Annotated in this window: 12 protein-coding genes; 6 read left to right on the top strand and 6 right to left on the bottom strand. The window is 69.7% G+C overall.

The window, feature by feature from the left end; all coding sequences use genetic code 11:
• Window positions 1-7 precede the first annotated feature (7 nt).
• A complete protein-coding gene (locus tag EPN98_RS20465; RefSeq protein ID WP_293364782.1) occupies window positions 8-955 on the bottom strand; it encodes an alpha-E domain-containing protein in 948 nt (315 codons plus the stop codon).
• The gene (locus tag EPN98_RS20460; protein WP_293364805.1) at window positions 952-2,361 is read right to left on the bottom strand and encodes a circularly permuted type 2 ATP-grasp protein; all 1,410 of its coding nucleotides are present in this window, start codon (window positions 2,359-2,361) and stop codon (window positions 952-954) included. The genes EPN98_RS20465 and EPN98_RS20460 overlap by 4 nt, the downstream gene beginning before the upstream one ends.
• A gap of 276 nt (window positions 2,362-2,637) precedes the next feature.
• On the opposite strand from EPN98_RS20460, the gene EPN98_RS20455 reads away from it, so the two are divergent.
• Entirely contained in the window at window positions 2,638-4,407 is a 1,770-nt protein-coding gene (locus EPN98_RS20455; protein WP_293364781.1) for an autotransporter assembly complex family protein, read from the top strand.
• A complete protein-coding gene (locus EPN98_RS20450; protein ID WP_293364780.1) occupies window positions 4,404-8,564 on the top strand; it encodes a translocation/assembly module TamB domain-containing protein in 4,161 nt (1,386 codons plus the stop codon). The genes EPN98_RS20455 and EPN98_RS20450 overlap by 4 nt, the downstream gene beginning before the upstream one ends.
• A 6-nt stretch (window positions 8,565-8,570) precedes the next feature.
• Here the strand turns inward: EPN98_RS20450 and phhA are convergent, their stop codons facing one another.
• Both phhA and hspQ read right to left on the bottom strand, forming a co-directional pair.
• The gene (gene phhA / locus EPN98_RS20445) at window positions 8,571-9,440 is read right to left on the bottom strand and encodes a phenylalanine 4-monooxygenase (RefSeq protein ID WP_293364779.1); all 870 of its coding nucleotides are present in this window, start codon (window positions 9,438-9,440) and stop codon (window positions 8,571-8,573) included.
• 106 nt (window positions 9,441-9,546) lie between these two features.
• Complete coding sequence (gene hspQ / locus EPN98_RS20440) at window positions 9,547-9,876, bottom strand: heat shock protein HspQ (RefSeq protein WP_293364778.1); 330 nt, start codon at window positions 9,874-9,876, stop codon at window positions 9,547-9,549.
• Between the two features lie 164 nt (window positions 9,877-10,040).
• Between hspQ and EPN98_RS20435 the strand changes: the two genes are divergently transcribed.
• Together EPN98_RS20435 and EPN98_RS20430 are read left to right on the top strand one after the other, a co-directional pair.
• Window positions 10,041-11,129, top strand: a complete 1,089-nt coding sequence (locus tag EPN98_RS20435) for a Ppx/GppA phosphatase family protein (protein WP_293364777.1) — start codon at window positions 10,041-10,043, stop codon at window positions 11,127-11,129.
• On the top strand, window positions 11,126-11,833 hold the full coding sequence (locus tag EPN98_RS20430) for an RlmE family RNA methyltransferase (RefSeq protein WP_293364776.1): 708 nt from the start codon (window positions 11,126-11,128) through the stop codon (window positions 11,831-11,833). The genes EPN98_RS20435 and EPN98_RS20430 overlap by 4 nt, the downstream gene beginning before the upstream one ends.
• 12 nt (window positions 11,834-11,845) lie before the next feature.
• Here EPN98_RS20430 and EPN98_RS20425 read toward each other — a convergent pair whose 3' ends face one another.
• Together EPN98_RS20425 and EPN98_RS20420 are read right to left on the bottom strand one after the other, a co-directional pair.
• On the bottom strand, window positions 11,846-12,718 hold the full coding sequence (locus EPN98_RS20425) for a sulfurtransferase (RefSeq protein WP_293364775.1): 873 nt from the start codon (window positions 12,716-12,718) through the stop codon (window positions 11,846-11,848).
• Window positions 12,719-12,781: 63 nt separating this feature from the next.
• Complete coding sequence (locus EPN98_RS20420) at window positions 12,782-13,684, bottom strand: LysR family transcriptional regulator (RefSeq protein WP_293364804.1); 903 nt, start codon at window positions 13,682-13,684, stop codon at window positions 12,782-12,784.
• A gap of 54 nt (window positions 13,685-13,738) precedes the next feature.
• Here EPN98_RS20420 and EPN98_RS20415 point away from each other — a divergent pair, with 54 nt between their 5' ends.
• A complete protein-coding gene (locus EPN98_RS20415) occupies window positions 13,739-14,527 on the top strand; it encodes a class I SAM-dependent methyltransferase (RefSeq protein WP_293364774.1) in 789 nt (262 codons plus the stop codon).
• Window positions 14,524-15,696, top strand: a complete 1,173-nt coding sequence (locus EPN98_RS20410) for an MFS transporter (RefSeq protein WP_293364773.1) — start codon at window positions 14,524-14,526, stop codon at window positions 15,694-15,696. The genes EPN98_RS20415 and EPN98_RS20410 overlap by 4 nt, the downstream gene beginning before the upstream one ends.
• Window positions 15,697-15,716: the final 20 nt, after the last annotated feature.

Here is a 15,716-nt window from a genome sequence, read left to right as displayed (position 1 = left end):
GATATCCTTAGGCCGGGAGCCGGTCTTCGAGGGAGTAGGCGACGAAGGCGTCGTAGAGGCTGCGGTGGATCGCGGCGCATTCGTCGAGCACGTTCTTGAGGAAGGCGCTGGCGCCCTGCACCTCGATCTCGTCCAGGTCGGCGTACTGCAGGCGGGCCCGCAGGCGGCCCGCCAGACGGTCGGGGCCGACGCTGCCCGCCATGCCCGCGTGGCGGATGATCGCCGACAGATGGGACTCGATCTCCTGGGTGCAGAAGCGGATCGAGCGGGGAAAGTCCTCGTCCAGCAGCAGGAACTGCAGGATGTAGCGAGGCTGCATCTCGGCCGTGTAGACCCGCAGATAGGGCTCCAGCGCGCAGCCCATGCGCAGCACGCTGGTCAGCGCGAAGTGATCGCCCACCGGACGGCGACGGCGGCCCTCGCCAAACACCACTTCCAGCAACGACCCAATCAGCTGGGCGCGCTCGAGATAGACGCCCAGGAGCAGGAAGCTCCAGCCCTCGCCGTGGCTCATGGTGGCGTCGCCGGCCCCTTTGAACAGGTGCAGGTCGGCGATGGTGTCGTGCAGGAACAGCTGGCTGCCTTCGGCGAACGACTTGCCCGCGTCGGGGTCGGTCATGCGCAGGTAGATGAGGTTGAGCCGTTCCCAGGTCTCGGTGGTGATCTGGTCGCGCACCTGCCGCGCGTTCTCGCGGGCCCGAGAGATCGACGAGATGATCGAGCCGTCGTCGTCCTTGTCCAGCGCCAGCGCCAGCGCCGCGTCATAGGGCGTCTTGGCCTTGGCCACGTCGGGGTCGCCCACCGCCGACAGCGCGATCCGCGCCACTTGGGAGGCCGCTTCCGACCGGTCCAGCGTGGCCGACAGCATCACGTCCGAGAGTCGGCACATGTGCTCGGCGCGCTCCACGTAGCGCCCGATCCAGTAGAGGCTGTCCGCCACCCGAGCCAGCATCATGTGCGGTCACCCTTGCCGTCGGAGAGCACCCAGGTGTCCTTCGAGCCGCCGCCCTGGCTGGAGTTGACCACCAGCGATCCCTTCTTCAACGCCACACGGGTCAGAGCGCCCGGCGTCACCACGATCTTCTCGCCCGAGAGGATGAACGGCCGCAGGTCGACGTGCCGGGCCTCGACGGCGTGATCGATCAGGCAGGGGGCTGTCGAGAGCTGGATGGTCGGCTGGGCGATGTAGTTCTCGGGGTCGGCGCGCAGGGCCTCGGCGAACTCGGCCTGCTGGGCTTTGGTCGAATGCGGGCCCACCAGCATCCCGTAGCCGCCCGACGCGCCCACCGCCTTGACCACCAGCTTGTCGAGGTTGGCCAGCACGTGGCTGAGCTGGGACTTCTCGCGGCAAAGGTAGGTTTCGATGTTGGGGAGGATCGCGTCTTCGCCCAGGTAATATTTGATGATCTCCGGGACGTAGGCATAGACCGCCTTGTCGTCGGCGACGCCGGTGCCGGGCGCGTTGCAGATCACCACGTTGCCGGCCCGGTAGGCGTTGAACAGGCCAGCCGCGCCCAGCGAGCTGTCGCGCCGGAAGGTGAGGGGGTCGATGAAGTCGTCGTCCACCCGTCGATAGATCACGTCGATCCGCCGCAGGCCCGTCGTGGTCCGCATGTAGACCATGTTGTCGTGGACCACGAGGTCGCGGCCCTCAACCAGCGGCACGCCCATCAGCCGCGCCAGGTAGGCGTGCTCGTAGTAGGCTGAGTTGTAGACTCCCGGCGTCAGCACCACGACCTGCGGATTGGGCCGCCAATCGGCCGCCATGCTCTTGAGCGTGGTCAGCAAGAGGTCGGGATAGCGGTCGATCGAGCGCACGCCCGAGGCGCGGAAGGTGCCCGGGAACACGCGGCGCGACGCTTCACGGTTGGCCAGCATGTATGAGACGCCGGACGGGACCCGCAGGTTGTCCTCCAGCACCGCGAACTCGCCGTTCTCCTGGCGGATGAGGTCCGAGCCGCAGACGTTGGCGTAGGCCTTGTGGGGCACGTAGAGGTTCTGCATCTCGCGCCGATAGCTGGGCGCGTTCAGCACCAACTCGCGTGGGACCACCCCGTCCATCAGGATCTGCTGTTCCGAGTAGATGTCGGCCAGGAACATGTTCAGCGCGCGCAGGCGCTGGGTCAGGCCGGCTTCGATGCGCGCCCACTCGGCCGCCGCGATGATGCGCGGCAGTATGTCGGTGGGGATGATCCGCTCGGTCGAGCTCTCGGCGCCGTAGACGGTGAAGGTGATGCCCTGGAGCAGGAAGAACCGCTCCTGGGTCCGCTGCCGCTCGGCCAGCTCGTCGGGAGAAAGGGTAGAGAGCCGGGCGTCCAAAGCCGCGTAGTGCGGGCGCACCCGGCCGTCGGGGGTCAGCATCTCGTCGTAGGGCGTGGCCGGCGCAACCGCCGCCGGAGAAGGCGTTTCCAGGGCCGGGTCGTCCCGCTTCACGCTCACGATCGATTCCACGCTTGCCGCCGTACAGACTTCAAATCTGTAGGACGCTTAGGGCCCCGCCGATAGCCGGGCCCTCAAATTCGGTCCGCGCAAGAGATGCGGGCTGAGACTGCCTAGGAATTGGGCGCCCACGTCGGATGACACATCTGCCTCGCACGGCTAATCCTGGGGCGGGGGCTAAACCTGAGGATTCGTGGCTTGGGTCGACTGCTCTACGCCGCCGCCGTCTCGGCGGCCATCTGCAGCCCCGCCGCAGCCGCCGAACCTCGCGCGGTGATCCAGGGCGATATGCCGGCCGACCTGCGCGCGACGATCCAACGGGTCGTGGGCGAGACCGACCGACCCATCGAGAACCGCTTCGAGGCCCGCCGACGCGCCCGCGCCGCCGCCGAGGACGCCATCGCCGTCCTGCGCTCCGAAGGCTACTACGCCGCGGTGGTCGAGCCCGAGGTCAGTGAAACCGATCCACCGGCGCCGCTGGTTCGCGTCGTCCCAGGGCGCCGCTTCAACCTGGCCGCCCCCGCCATCGACTGGCAGGGAGAGCAGCCCGACGCCCAAGCCGAGGAGGCTGCCCGCGCCGCGCTGGCGCTGACCCCGGGGGCTCCGGGCCGCGCGGGCGATGTGGTGGCCGCCGAAGGGCGGGCCGTGGCTGCGATGCAGGAGCGCGGCTACGCCGACGTCGTCTCGGAACCCCGCGAGGTCATTGTGGACCACGCCGACTTCACCGTAAGGCCGACCTACAAGATCGCCGCCGGGCGGCTGGTGCGCCTGGACGGGCTGGACGTCACGCCGGGCCTGCGGACAAGGTCCGCTTGGATGCATCGCCTCGCCCCCTGGAAGTCGGGCGAGATCTACGACCCCAAGGACGTGGCCGAACTGGAGCGCCGGCTGCTGGACACCGGCGTCTACGACAGCGTCACCGTCGCCCTTGCGCCGCCCGAGAAGGCGACGTCCGAGGGCCTGCGTCCGGTGGTCGTGAGCGTCGCCGAACGGGCCCGCCACACCCTGGAGGCCGGCGCCAGCTACGACACCGCCGACGGCCTGGGCGTGAACGCGCGCTGGACGCACTACAACCGCTTCCGCCGCGCCGACACCTCGGCGCTGTTCGGCCAGGTCTCGACGCGCGACAGCCGTGTGGGCGCTGACCTCTCGCTGCCTCACTGGCGACGGCCGCAGCAGACGCTGAAGACCACCGCGGCCGCCTATCGCGTGCGCACCGACGCCTACGACGAGACCGGGGTCGGCGTGGAAGCCGACGTCACCCGACGCTACGGCCGCACCTCTTATGTGACGGTGGGCGGCTCGCTCGACTATAGCCAGACCGAGGAGCTGAAGGCCGGGACGCTCACATCGCTGGGCCGCGACCTCATCACGGTGGGCACGCTGGGCGACCTGCTGCTCGACAAGTCGAACGACCCGCTCAACCCCACCAGCGGCTGGAAGTTGAGCGCGCGGCTGGAGCCGACCCTGATCCTGGGCGACACCAACCTGCCGTACCTGCGTGCTGTGGCTCAGGGCTCGTACTACCAGTCGCTGGACAAGCAGGCCCGCACCGTGCTGGCCGGTCGGCTGCGGCTGGGGCGCATCCTGAACGGCACCGTCGACCAGATCCCGGCCTCGCAGCGCTTCTATGCCGGTGGCGGAGGCTCGGTGCGGGGCTTTCCTTACCAGGCGGTGGGCCCGCGGCTCGCCGACAACACACCGCGCGGCGGCGTCTTCCTGTTCGAGTCGTCGTTCGAAGTGCGGCGCGACCTGACGCCGAAGTGGGGTTTCGCCGCCTTCGTGGACGCCGGGGCCGTAGGCTCGTCGGGTCCGATCGACTTCATGGACCTTGCGGTCGGGGCGGGCCTCGGCGTGCGCTATAATCTGGGCTTCGCGCCGATCCGCATCGACGTCGCCACGCCGGTGGTCAAGCGGCGCGGCGAAGCGCCCTTCCAGGTCTACGTCAGCATTGGTCAGAGCTTTTGAGCTCGGACCCCCACACCTCGCCCGCCATCCCGGCGGCGCTGAAGCGCTCGGCGATCCCGAAGGCGATCACGGCGGTCGCGCTGGGTCTGCTGGCGCTGTTGCTGCTGGGCGTCGCCACGCTGCGCTACGGCGTGCTCCTGCCTCAGGCCCGGATACTGATCGAGGCCCGGACCGACGGCCTGAAGATCGGCCGCTTCGGGCGGCTGAAGATCGAGGGCCTGTCGGGAGACATCTGGCGTGACGCGCGCGTGGCGCGGCTGACCATTCGCGACGAACAGGGCATCTGGCTGGAGGCCCGAAACGTCCATGTGTCCTGGCGCTACCTGGAGCTCCTGAGGCGGCGGTTCGACGCCGACCTGATCGAGGCCGACAGCGTTCGTGTCCTACGGAGGCCTACGCTGGCCCCCAAGGGCAAGGATCGCGGCCTGCCGGTGTCGTTTCACATCGACCAGATCCGCAGCCGCCTGACGATGGAACCCGCGTTCAGCTACACGCGCGGCGTCTACGACATGCGGCTGGCGTTGGACCTCGAGCGCGGGGGCCGGCGATCAGGAAAGCTCAGCGCCAAGAGCGTCCTGCACCCCGGCGATCACCTGGAGCTCGACTTCGCCCTGGGGGGAGTGGGGCCTCTGAGGCTGGTCGCCGACGCCGAGGAGGCGCGGGGCGGCGCCCTGGCCGGCGCGATCGGGCTCGCGCCCGACCGACCGTTCGGCCTCGACATCCGCGCAGATGGGACCGCCTCACAGGGCCGCTTCACCGCCAAGGCCACATCGGGCGCGGCGTCGCCCCTCGTCGCCAGCGGCGCCTGGAACCCGCGGGGCGGGGAGGCGTCGGGGCGCATCCTGCTCACGGCGTCGCGGCTGACGACAGGCCTTGCCCAGCGGTTCGGCGGCGACGTTCGGTTCGGGGTGACCGGTCGCAGGACCGGCCCCGGGGTCTATGCGCTGGACGCCAGGCTGGCGTCCGATGCGCTGAGCCTGCACGCCTGGGGACCCGGCGACCTGGGAAAGCGGAGACTGAGTCAGGTTCGGCTGGACGCACAGGCGGGCTCACTGTCGCGGATCACTGGCGGCCCGAAGATGGGTCCGGCTCGTATCACTGGGGCCATCACAGCCGACGGCTCGGACTGGGTGTTTGCGGGTTCGGGCATGGTCGCGGAAGCCGAACTGGGCGGTTACGGGCTGGCGCGGATCTCGGGGCCGCTGAGCCTGTCGCGCAGCAAGGCCGGCTATGCCCTGAAGGCCCGGCTGGCGGGCGCGGGCGGGCGAGGCTCCGGGTTCGTGGCGACGTTCCTTGGCGGGGCGCCCACCGCCGACTTCGAAGGCCAGCGCCTGGCCAACGGGCAGTTCCTGATGACGTCGCTCGATCTGAAGGGGCGGGGCCTCAAGGTGCAGGCCAGCGGCGGCCGGGGCCTGCTGGGCGGCCTGAACTTCAAGGGCAAGGCCCAGCTGTCGAACCTCGCCGAGGCGCGGTTGGGCGCCTCTGGCGGCGCCAGCCTCGACTGGTCGGCGACACAGGCCGGCGCGGGAGCCCCCTGGACCTTTACCGCCGACGCCACGGGCGACAGGTTCGCCGTCGGCATGGCCGAGCTCGACCGCTTGCTGGGGCCCAGGCCGCGCCTGGAGGTCCAGGCCAACTGGCAGGCGGGCCGCCTGGCCGTGGCCAAGGCCGACCTGGACGGCGCTTCGTTGGACGCCAGCGCCGCGGGCGTGATGGAGCGCGACCGACGTCTGGCGTTCAAAGCCGACTGGACCGCGACGGGCCCCTTCCGCGCCGGCCCGGTCGAAATCACCGGCCGCGCGAAAGGAACCGGCGGCGTCACCGGTCAGCTCTCGGCGCCCCGGCTCGACCTGACCGCCGAGCTGGAACAGATCGATCTTCCGCGCCTGCCGCTCCGCGACGGCCGCCTCACGCTCACCTTCCAGCGCCAGGCCGACGGCTCGTCGGGGCAGGTCGCGCTCACCGCCAGCAGTCAATACGGGCCGGCCCGCGCCAGGTCGGACTTCCGCTTCCCGCGCGGCGGCGTCGACCTGACGGACCTTTCAGTCGACGCGGGCGGCCTCAAGGCGGAAGGCGCGCTCTCCCTGTGCGCGCGCAGCCCGTCGGCCGCCGATCTGACCCTGGACGTGACCAGGGGCGCCTTCATCGACTCGGGCCGTATCGCGGGCGCCGCGCGGATCGTCGATGCGCCTGGCGGACCGCGCGCCACGCTGAACCTCACCGGTCAGAACGTGCGCCAGGGCGCGTCCGACATTCTGTTCCGATCGGTGCGGCTGACCGCCGACGGCCCGCTGGGCCGGCTGCCATTCTCCGTGGATGCGCGCGGTTCGTCAGGACAGGGCGCCTGGACCGCCGAGGGGCGCGGCGTGCTCGACGACCAGCAGTCCGGCTGGCTTGCCACCTTCGACGGGAAGGGCACGCTGGGCGGCCGCGACCTGCACACCACCGAAACGGCGTCGTTCCGCTTCGGCGGGCCTGACCAGAGCGCGAGAGTTCGCCTGGCCGGATCGGATGGGGGGCGCCTGGATCTGGACGCGGCCCTGCGGGGCGACGCGGCCGACATCGACGCGCGGGTCACCCGGATGGGCCTGAACCTGTTCAATGCCGACCTCGACGGCCGGATCGACGCCACCCTGGCGATACAGGGGCGTGGCGAGCAGCTCACCGGCACGTTGAACGCCCGCCTGAGCGAGGCGCGCGGCAAGGGCACGCCCACCGAGCTGGGCATGGATGGCGTTCTGAAGGCCACCCTGGCCGATCAGAGCCTGACCCTGGAAGTCGTCACCAACAACGCGCAGGGGCTGCGGGCCAACGCCAATCTGGTGCTACCCACCGAGGCCTCGGCCAAGCCCTTCCGGATCGCTATCGCGCGCCAGCGCCCGATGCGCGGCCGCTTTTTCGCCGAGGGCGAGGTGAGCCCGCTGTGGGACATCGCCATCGGCGGCGAGCGCGCGCTGGCCGGCTTCGTCCGTACGGAAGGGACGTTGGCCGGCACGCTGGCGGCGCCCCGGGCCACCGGACGGGTCTCGGTGGAGCAGGGCCGTTTCGACGACGGCGGCACCGGCCTGACCCTGCGCGACGTGACACTCAAGGCGGTGTTCGACGAGAGTGCGGTCAATGTCACCGAAGCCCGCGGCGTCGATGGCCGCGGCGGCCAGGTGAGCGGGCAGGGCCGCGTCAGCCTGGCGCGGGACGGTGTCTCGACCTTCCGCCTTGACCTGCGCCAGTTCCGGCTGATCGACAACGAGATCGCCACGGCCTCGGCCACCGGCCAGGCCACCATCAACCGCGCCGCCGATGGTCAGGTGCGTCTGACCGGCGACCTAATCATCGACCGCGCCGACGTAGCCGCCGATCCGCCTGTCCCGTCAGGGGTGGTCGCCATGGACGTGAAGGAGATCAACCGCCCGGACGACCTGCCCGCCGCCTTGCCGCCTCGCGTCCGCCGCGGTGACGGCTGGGCCATGGATGTGAAACTGCGCGCGCCCCGCCACGTCTACCTGAGGGGGCGCGGTCTCGATGTGGAGCTGTCGCTGGACGCGCGGGTGACGGGAACGACCACCCGACCCGAACTGTCGGGCGCCGCCCGCGTGGTGCGCGGCGACTACGATTTCGCCGGCAAGCGGTTCGAGTTCGACGACCGCGGCGTGGTCTACCTCTCGAGCCAGTTGCAGAACATCCGCCTGCAGTTGGACGCGACCCGCACCGACCCGGCCCTGACCGTCACCGTGCGGATTCGCGGCACGGCGGCCCGGCCCGAGATCACGCTGGCCTCGTCGCCCTCGCTGCCTAATGACGAGATCCTGTCCGAGGTGCTGTTCGGACGCTCGGCCTCGCAACTCTCGGCGGTGGAGGCCGCGCAACTGGCCTCGGCGCTGTCGTCGCTGGCCGGAGGCGGCGGCTTCGACATCATCGGCAACCTGCGCGCGTTCGCAGGCCTCGACCGGCTGGCGTTCGGCGGCGACGACGCCTCGGGCGTCACCGTCTCAGGCGGCAAGTACCTGACCGACGACATCTACCTCGAGATCGCGGGGGGCGGCCGCGACGGGCCTTCGGCCCAGGTGGAATGGCGGATCCGCAAGAACCTGTCGCTGCTGTCGCGGCTGACCGGCCAGTCGGGCAACCGCATCGCGATCCGGTGGCGGAAGGACTACTAGGGGGCTCTACGAAGCGTGGGCGCCCTGTTCGCGCGCATACGCCTGTGTGCCGCGCGTGAACACCTTGTCGCTGGGCGTGATCGCGTCGATCGGGATGTCCGTCTGGCCCTCCAGCCGGGGATAGAGCGCGCCGAAGTCGGCCAGGGTGGAGTCCAGAAGCGCCTGCAGCGACGGGATCACGAAGTAGACCTGCTGGAAGTCGTCGATCCGGTAGGGCGTGCGCATGACGCGTTCGAGATCGAAGCCCAGGCGGTTGGGCGAAGGGTCGTCGAGGGCGAAAATCGATTCCGCCCGGCTGGAGACGATGCCGGCGCCATAGATCCGCAGACCCGCCGGCGTCTGCAGCAGCCCGAACTCCACCGTGTACCAGTAGAGGCGCGCCAGATTGTGCAGCTGGCCGAGTCCGAGGGCCCGAAGTCCGCCTTGACCGTAGGCCGCCATGTAGTCCGCGAAGGTGGGGTCGGTCAGCATCGGAACGTGGCCGAACACATCGTGGAAGACGTCGGGTTCCTGAAGATAATCAAGCTGATCGGCGCGTCTTATGAACTGCCCGGCAGGGAACCTGCGGTTGGCGAGATGATCGAAGAACACCGCGTCCGGCACGAGCCCCGGCACAGCCACGACGCTCCAGCCGGTAAGCCTCGTCAGCTCCTCGTTGATGCGGCTGAAGTCGGGGATGCCGGCCCGGTGCAGGTCCAGCGCGTCCAGGCCTTTGAGGAACGGATCGCAGGCCCGGCCTGTCAGCAGCTTCGCCTGGCGCTCGTAGAGCGTGATCCAGACGTCGTGCTCGGCCTGAGAATAGCGTTCCCAGCCCTGGTCGATGGTCCAGTCAGCGCGTGCCCCGGGCGGCGGAATGAGGCTCAGATCGTCGGCCATGCGCGAAGCATGGCGACGTTTCTCGGAAAGTTCCGTTCGGAATTGGCCTCAAAATCGACGAACGCCGGCAAAATCATGCGCCGGCAGGCCGTGCGGCGGATCGGCGCTAGTGCCCGATGCCCGGGCGCAGGTGATACTGGCCTTCCTTGAAGGCGTCGAAGATCAGCGAGGCCTGCGGGTGTCCCACCGGCTGCCCGGTCGCGTCCAGCTCGAGGTTCTGTTCCGAGACATAGGCGACGTAGCTGCTGTCGTCGTTCTCGGCGAGCAGGTGGTAGAAGGGCTGGTCCTTGTGCGGCCGGATGTGCTCCGGGATCGACAGCCAGTACTCCTCGGTGTTCGAGAACATCGGATCGACGTCGAAGATCACGCCACGGAACGGGTACACGCGGTGGCGGACGACTTGGCCGATCGTGAATTTGGCGAGTCGCGTGCTCATAGGCGCGAATCTAAACCCCTGCTTCTGACTGGAAGATGAACGTAGTGCCGCGCGGGCGTCATTCAACCGTCGTCTTCCTGCGATCTTCGACGCTTGCTAAGGTCGCTGCGAAATGAGGCGCCTCCCAGGGCGGCGGCGCCTGCGTAGGACGGAATGACAAGTCCATGAGTGAGGCGCCGCGCGCGCCCGGGCCGAAGAGTGACGGCCGGGGGAGGTCTTTGGGCGAGCAGGTCTGCTACGCCGCGCTGGATCTCGGCACCAACAACTGCCGACTTCTGATCGCCACGCCGGCCGGCGGAAGTTTCCGCGTGGTCGAAGCCTATTCCCGCATCGTGCGCCTGGGCGAAGGACTGTCGCACAGCGGCAGGCTGTCGGAAGCGGCCATGGAACGCGCGCTGGCGGCGCTCAAGGTGTCGGGCGAAAAGGTGCGTCGCCGCAAGGTGGTGAAGTTCCGCGCCATCGCGACCCAGGCCTGTCGCATGGCCGCGAACGGTCAGGCCTTCGTCAACCGCGTCGCCAACGAGACTGGGGTCAAGCTGCAGATCATCACGCCGCAGGAGGAAGCCCGCCTGTCGGTGACCGGATGCCTCAACCTCCTGGACGACCGCCACGAGGCCGCGCTGGTGGTCGATGTCGGCGGGGGGTCCACCGAGCTCTCTTGGGTCGATCTGAAGGCTGCGCCGACTGTGGGCCCGCCGCCGGTGCGGGCCTGGCTGTCGGTGCCGATCGGTGTGGTCACGCTGGCCGAGCGCTTTCCGGAAGGCGAGGTTCCTACCGAGGGCTGGTTCCGCCAGATGGTCGACCACGTGAAGGCCGAAATCGCCGCCTTCAAGCGGGCCGATCCGATGAAGCCGCTGTTCGAGGCCGACAAGGCCCATCTGGTGGGCACCTCGGGCGCCATAACCAGTCTGGCCGGCATGCACCTGCGCCTGCCGCGCTACGACCGGAATCGCGTCGACGGCATCTGGATGACCCGCGACCAGTGCGACGCCGCGGCCGGAAGCCTTCTGGCGCTCAGCGCCGCTGAGCGGGCCGCACAGCCCTGCATAGGCCCGGATCGCGCCGACCTCGTGCTGGCGGGCGCCGCGATCCTTCAAGCCGTGCAGGAACAGTGGCCCTGCAGCCGCGTGCGCGTGGCCGACCGTGGCCTGCGTGAGGGCATCCTCCTGTCGCTGATGTCCGAACGCGCCGGACGCCGCCGTCGCAAGCGCCGCCGCGGCCGGGCCCCGAAGCGTGCTATTGCGGCGGAATGACCGACGACACTCCCCGCAAGCGCATGGTGAAGCCGCCCACCGGCGGCCTGGAAGGCGGGCGTGGCAAGCCCGCGCGGCTGAAGACCGCCAAGCAGCGCACCCCCAGCCAGCAGGCCTGGCTGAACCGCCAGGTCAACGACCCCTTCTCGGCGAAGGCCCGCGCCATGGGCTATCGCAGCCGTGCGGCCTTCAAGATCACCGAGATCGACGACAAGCACCGTTTCTTCAAGCCGGGCGCCCGCGTCGTCGACCTGGGGCTGGCCCCGGGCGGTTGGACCCAGATCGCGATCCTGCGGGGCGTCACAAACATCGTGGGCGTCGACCTGCTTGAGGTCGACCCTCTCCCCCCCGCCAAGATCCTGCAGATGGACTTCACCGACCCCGAGTGCGCGCCCAGGCTGATCGAGCTGCTGGGTGGCGCTCCGGACGTGGTGCTCTCGGACATGGCGCCGAACACCGTCGGCCACCGCGAGACCGACCACCTGCGGATCGTGGGGCTGATCGAGGCGGCCATCGATTTCGCGATCGAAGTGCTGAAGCCCGGCGGGACGTTCGTCGCCAAGGCCTTTCAGGGCGGCGGCACCGATCGGCTGATCGCCGGCCTGAAGGTCCACTTCAAGGACGTGCGCAACTTCAAGCCAAAGGCCAGCCGCCAGGACAGCTCCGAGGTTTTCCTCGTCGCGACGGGGTTCAAGGGGCGGTGATATCGAAGCCGTTTAGGCGCCGGTCTCCATCGGCAGGTCGGGGTCGCGGGTCCACTCCGACATCGACCCGTCATAGACCGCCACCGACGGATGACCTAGCCGGGTGAGCGCCAGCGCATCCATCGTGGCCGAGATCCCGCCGCCGCAGTAACAGATCACCCGCGCTTTCTGCAGCGCGCCCACGCCGTCGAACAGTTCCCGTAGCCTGGCGTCGCTCACGTAGCAGCCCTGCGCATCCACGAGGCCCGCGTAGGGCACGTTCACGCTGCCCTTGATGTGGCCCTTGCGGCCATAGTTGGTGGACGACTCGCCGCTGTGAACGCTCGCCGCCAAGGCGTTGATCGTGCACACCCCGCCGTCGCCGATGGCGGCCAGCACATCGGACCTGTCGGCCCACGCGCCAGGCCGATCTGCCAGGCCGGGGGCCGCGGTGGGCGCATACTTTCGGATTTCGGCCTCGACCGGCCGCCCGGCCGCCATCCAGGCCGGCAAGCCCCCGTCGAGGATCGCGACGTTTTCGAACCCGGCCGCCCGCAGCATCCACCAGAACCGCGTCGCCCACATCGGCGTAGTGCTGCTGTAGGCGACGACGCGATGGTCCCCCCCGATCCCGGCCTGGCCCAGCGCGACCGCGAGACGGTCAGCCGGCAGGTGGGTGAAGTTGAGCGCCGACGACGTATCGGAAAGCTCGGCCGCCAGATCCAGGAAGGCCGCGCCCGGAATATGCGCCGTCTCGTAGTCGGCGCGCCCGCTCTCGATCCGATACGGCCCGGGCGTCGCCGGCCTCAGGTGAACGGTGACGTCGAAGAGACGCAGGTCACTGTCGTTGAGGTGCGCCTGCAGCCAGTCTGCCGAGACAAGGCCTCGGCCATCCCAGGTCTCCATTCGCGGTCCTCCGTCGCTCAGGCGCCATCCGTCGCAACTTCCGAGGCGCCGCGCAATCTCGGCCTAGCCTCTGATCGCGGCCGGCGGCGGCGGCGTCTTCGCGCCCTCGGCCACCAGCCAGGCGCGGAAGCGGTCCAGCGCCCGGCTCTCGGCGCCTGGCGCGGTCAGGATGGCGAAGGCGCTGCCCGAGGTGACGAAGCCAAGCGGCGCAACCAGCTGACCCTGTTGCACCTCGTGCACGCAGAGCGGCCAGGACACCACCGCCGCGCCCAGTCCAGCCAGCGCCGCGTCCATGGCGAAATGCACGTGCGGGAAGGGCCGCTCGTTGGCGGGCGGCAACTCGATGCCCGCATGCTCGGCGAAGATCGGCCAGGCTTCAGGATGCGTCGCGGCCGCGAGCCGAGGGGCGCGCAATGGGTCATTCCCGCAGCGCTCGGCCATGTCAGGGGACATCACGGCCCCCAGGGCGTTACGGATGAAGGCTGTGCAGTGGGGGTCGCTGGTCCGGCTCAACGGCACGATCCGAACCACCGCCTGGGCGCCCCGGTGCGAGGTGGCATGGGCCGACAGCTCCGACAGGTGCAGCCGGATCTCGGGGTGGGCGGCCTGGAATCCCGCGAGTCGGGGGATCAGCCACTTCACCGACAGGCTGGCGTTGACCGCGATATGGAGGTCCTCGCCGCCGATGCGGACGCGACGCACGGCGCCGGCGATCTGGTCGAACGCTTCGGTCAATTGCGGCAGCAGCTCGCGCCCCGCCGCCGTCAGCTCCAGGCGGTTCTTGGGTCCGGAGAACAGCCGCACCCCAAGGCTCCGCTCCAGCGCCTTCACCTGCCGGCTCACCGCCGAGTGGGTCACATGCAGTTCCTCGGCCGCGAGTACGACCCGACCGGTGCGCGCCATCGCTTCGAACGCCCGGAGTGCGTTCAGGGACGGCAGTGATCCAGATGTGAGATTTTCGAACATCATAGGCCGGATAAGTCATTTTCCTCCGAACGGCAATTCCGGCACAAGCTGGTCATGGAAGCCGACACGACCCCTCAGCCCCTCGCTCCGGTCGACTACAACCGGGTCCAGCACCAGGGCTACGCCCAGGGCCGCGCCCTGCCGGCCGATGCCATCCAGCGCTACATGAACGTCTTCGGGGCCCACTTGCCGGCCGTCCGCCCTCTGGTCGGTGTCGATCTGGGCTCAGGGACCGGGCGCTTCACCCCAGCGCTTGCGGGCGCGTTCGGCGGCCCCGTCTACGGGGTCGAGCCCGCGGACGGCATGCGCGACGCCGCCGAGGCAGGCAGTCGCCACCCCCGGGTGAGCTACCGGGCCGGCCGCGCCGAAGCGATCCCGCTGCCCGACGCCATCGCCGACTTCGTGCTGATGTTCCTGTCCTGGCACCACGTGACGGATAAGCCGGCCGGGGCACGGGAAATCCTCCGCGTCCTGAAGCCCGGCGGCCGCCTGATCCTGCGCAGCACCTTCAAGGATCGCATCCCCGACCACTGGTGGCGCAGCTACTTCCCGCGCAGTCATGACATTGAGGTGGCGATGTTCGCGAGCGAGGCCGAGACCCGCGCGCTGTTCGAGGGCGCCGGCTTCCGCACGCTGGCCTCGGTGCGGATGGAGATCCCATTCAAGGGCGATATCGCGGCCCTTGTGGCGCGCCTGAAGCTGCGCGCTGTTTCAGTGTTCGAGCACATGACCGGGGAGGAGCTCGACGAGGGCTTCGCGCGCATCGACGCCGACCTCGCCGCCGGGACCATCGTCGAGAAATCCACCTACGGCGATTTCGTCGTCTTCGAGGCTCCGCAATGACCCGACCGCCGGCCTTGGTCGTCGGGGGCCTGGGCCTGGGTCAGATCGTGGCGTTCGCCTGCTCGTTCTACCTGATGGGCGTGCTGGGCGACGACATCGGCCGCGACCTCGGCGTCTCGGCCACCTTCGTCTTCGCCACCGTGTCGCTGTCGCTGGTGGTCCCGGCGCTGATCGCGCCGCGGGTCGCCCGCCGCATCGACGAGCAGGGCGGCAAGCCTGTGTTGCTGCTCTCGCACGCGGTGCTGGCGCTGGGCCTTGTGATGATCGGGTCCGCCCGCGACGGCCTAGGCTTGGCGGTCGCCATGACGGTGATCGGCTTCGGCCAGTCGTTGGGACTCTCGCCGACGCCCTTTGCCATCCTGGTCCAGCTCTACGGAGAGGCGGCGCGGCGACCGATCACCGGGGTCGCGCTGATCGGCGGCCTGGGCTCGACCCTGGGCTGGCCGCTCACCGCGTGGTTCGCCGGCGAACTGGGCTGGCGCGGCGCCTGCCTCGTCTGGGCGGGCGTCCAGGTTCTGGTCTGCCTGCCGCTCACCGCCTGGCTGTGTCCACGCACCCAGGGCCGCCCCCGGCACGACGCGGCCCACGCCGAAATCCGCTGGGATCGGCCGATGATCCAGCTGGCGGTGCTGTTCGCCTGCGCCTGGTTCGTCTCCACCTGCATGAGCGCCCATCTGCCCAGGCTGCTCACGCACTTCGGCCTGAACCTCGCACAGGCTTCCGCCGCCGCCGGCCTGGTCGGCATCGCCGCCGTCACGGTCCGGTTTCTGGAGTTCACGGTGCTGCGCAGGTTGAACCCCATCGCCACCACGCGAACGGCCACGCTGATGCACCCGACCGGCGCGCTGGTCCTGCTTAGCTCCGGGAGCGTCACGGGCGGCGCAGCGATGGCGATCGGGCAAGGGGCCGGCAACGGGATGCTGGCCGTGGCCAAGGGCGTCCTGCCGCTCACCATCTGGGGACCTGAGGGCTACGCCTACCGCTCCGCGATCCTGGGGCGCCCCGCGCTCTGGGCCCAGGTGCTGGGACCGACCGTCTTCGCCGCGGCGCTGGAGCGCTCTGCGAGCGGCGCGGCGCTCGGCACATCGGCCCTCTGTCTCGTCATGTTCGCCATGACCTTCGGCCTCCGCCGAAGCCGCTCAACCCTCCAGCAGCAGGTAATCGCATGAACGCCCCCTTCACGCCCCTT

Origin of the sequence: Phenylobacterium sp. (assembly GCF_004299445.1) — a bacterium.
GTDB lineage: Bacteria > Pseudomonadota > Alphaproteobacteria > Caulobacterales > Caulobacteraceae > Phenylobacterium.
This window is presented reverse-complemented; position numbering and strand designations above follow the sequence as displayed.

What these genes read in the sequence shown, in the direction of transcription:
- hspQ (WP_293364778.1), bottom strand. Translation starts at nt 9,876, where the DNA reads ATGAGCACGCGACTCGCCAAATTCACGATCGGCCAAGTCGTCCGCCAC.
- EPN98_RS20415 (WP_293364774.1), top strand. Translation starts at nt 13,739, where the DNA reads ATGGAAGCCGACACGACCCCTCAGCCCCTCGCTCCGGTCGACTACAAC.
- EPN98_RS20410 (WP_293364773.1), top strand. Translation starts at nt 14,524, where the DNA reads ATGACCCGACCGCCGGCCTTGGTCGTCGGGGGCCTGGGCCTGGGTCAG.
- EPN98_RS20425 (WP_293364775.1), bottom strand. Translation starts at nt 12,718, where the DNA reads ATGGAGACCTGGGATGGCCGAGGCCTTGTCTCGGCAGACTGGCTGCAG.
- EPN98_RS20465 (WP_293364782.1), bottom strand. Translation starts at nt 955, where the DNA reads ATGATGCTGGCTCGGGTGGCGGACAGCCTCTACTGGATCGGGCGCTAC.
- phhA (WP_293364779.1), bottom strand. Translation starts at nt 9,440, where the DNA reads ATGGCCGACGATCTGAGCCTCATTCCGCCGCCCGGGGCACGCGCTGAC.
- EPN98_RS20435 (WP_293364777.1), top strand. Translation starts at nt 10,041, where the DNA reads ATGAGTGAGGCGCCGCGCGCGCCCGGGCCGAAGAGTGACGGCCGGGGG.
- EPN98_RS20430 (WP_293364776.1), top strand. Translation starts at nt 11,126, where the DNA reads ATGACCGACGACACTCCCCGCAAGCGCATGGTGAAGCCGCCCACCGGC.
- EPN98_RS20460 (WP_293364805.1), bottom strand. Translation starts at nt 2,361, where the DNA reads ATGCTGACCCCCGACGGCCGGGTGCGCCCGCACTACGCGGCTTTGGAC.
- EPN98_RS20420 (WP_293364804.1), bottom strand. Translation starts at nt 13,684, where the DNA reads ATGTTCGAAAATCTCACATCTGGATCACTGCCGTCCCTGAACGCACTC.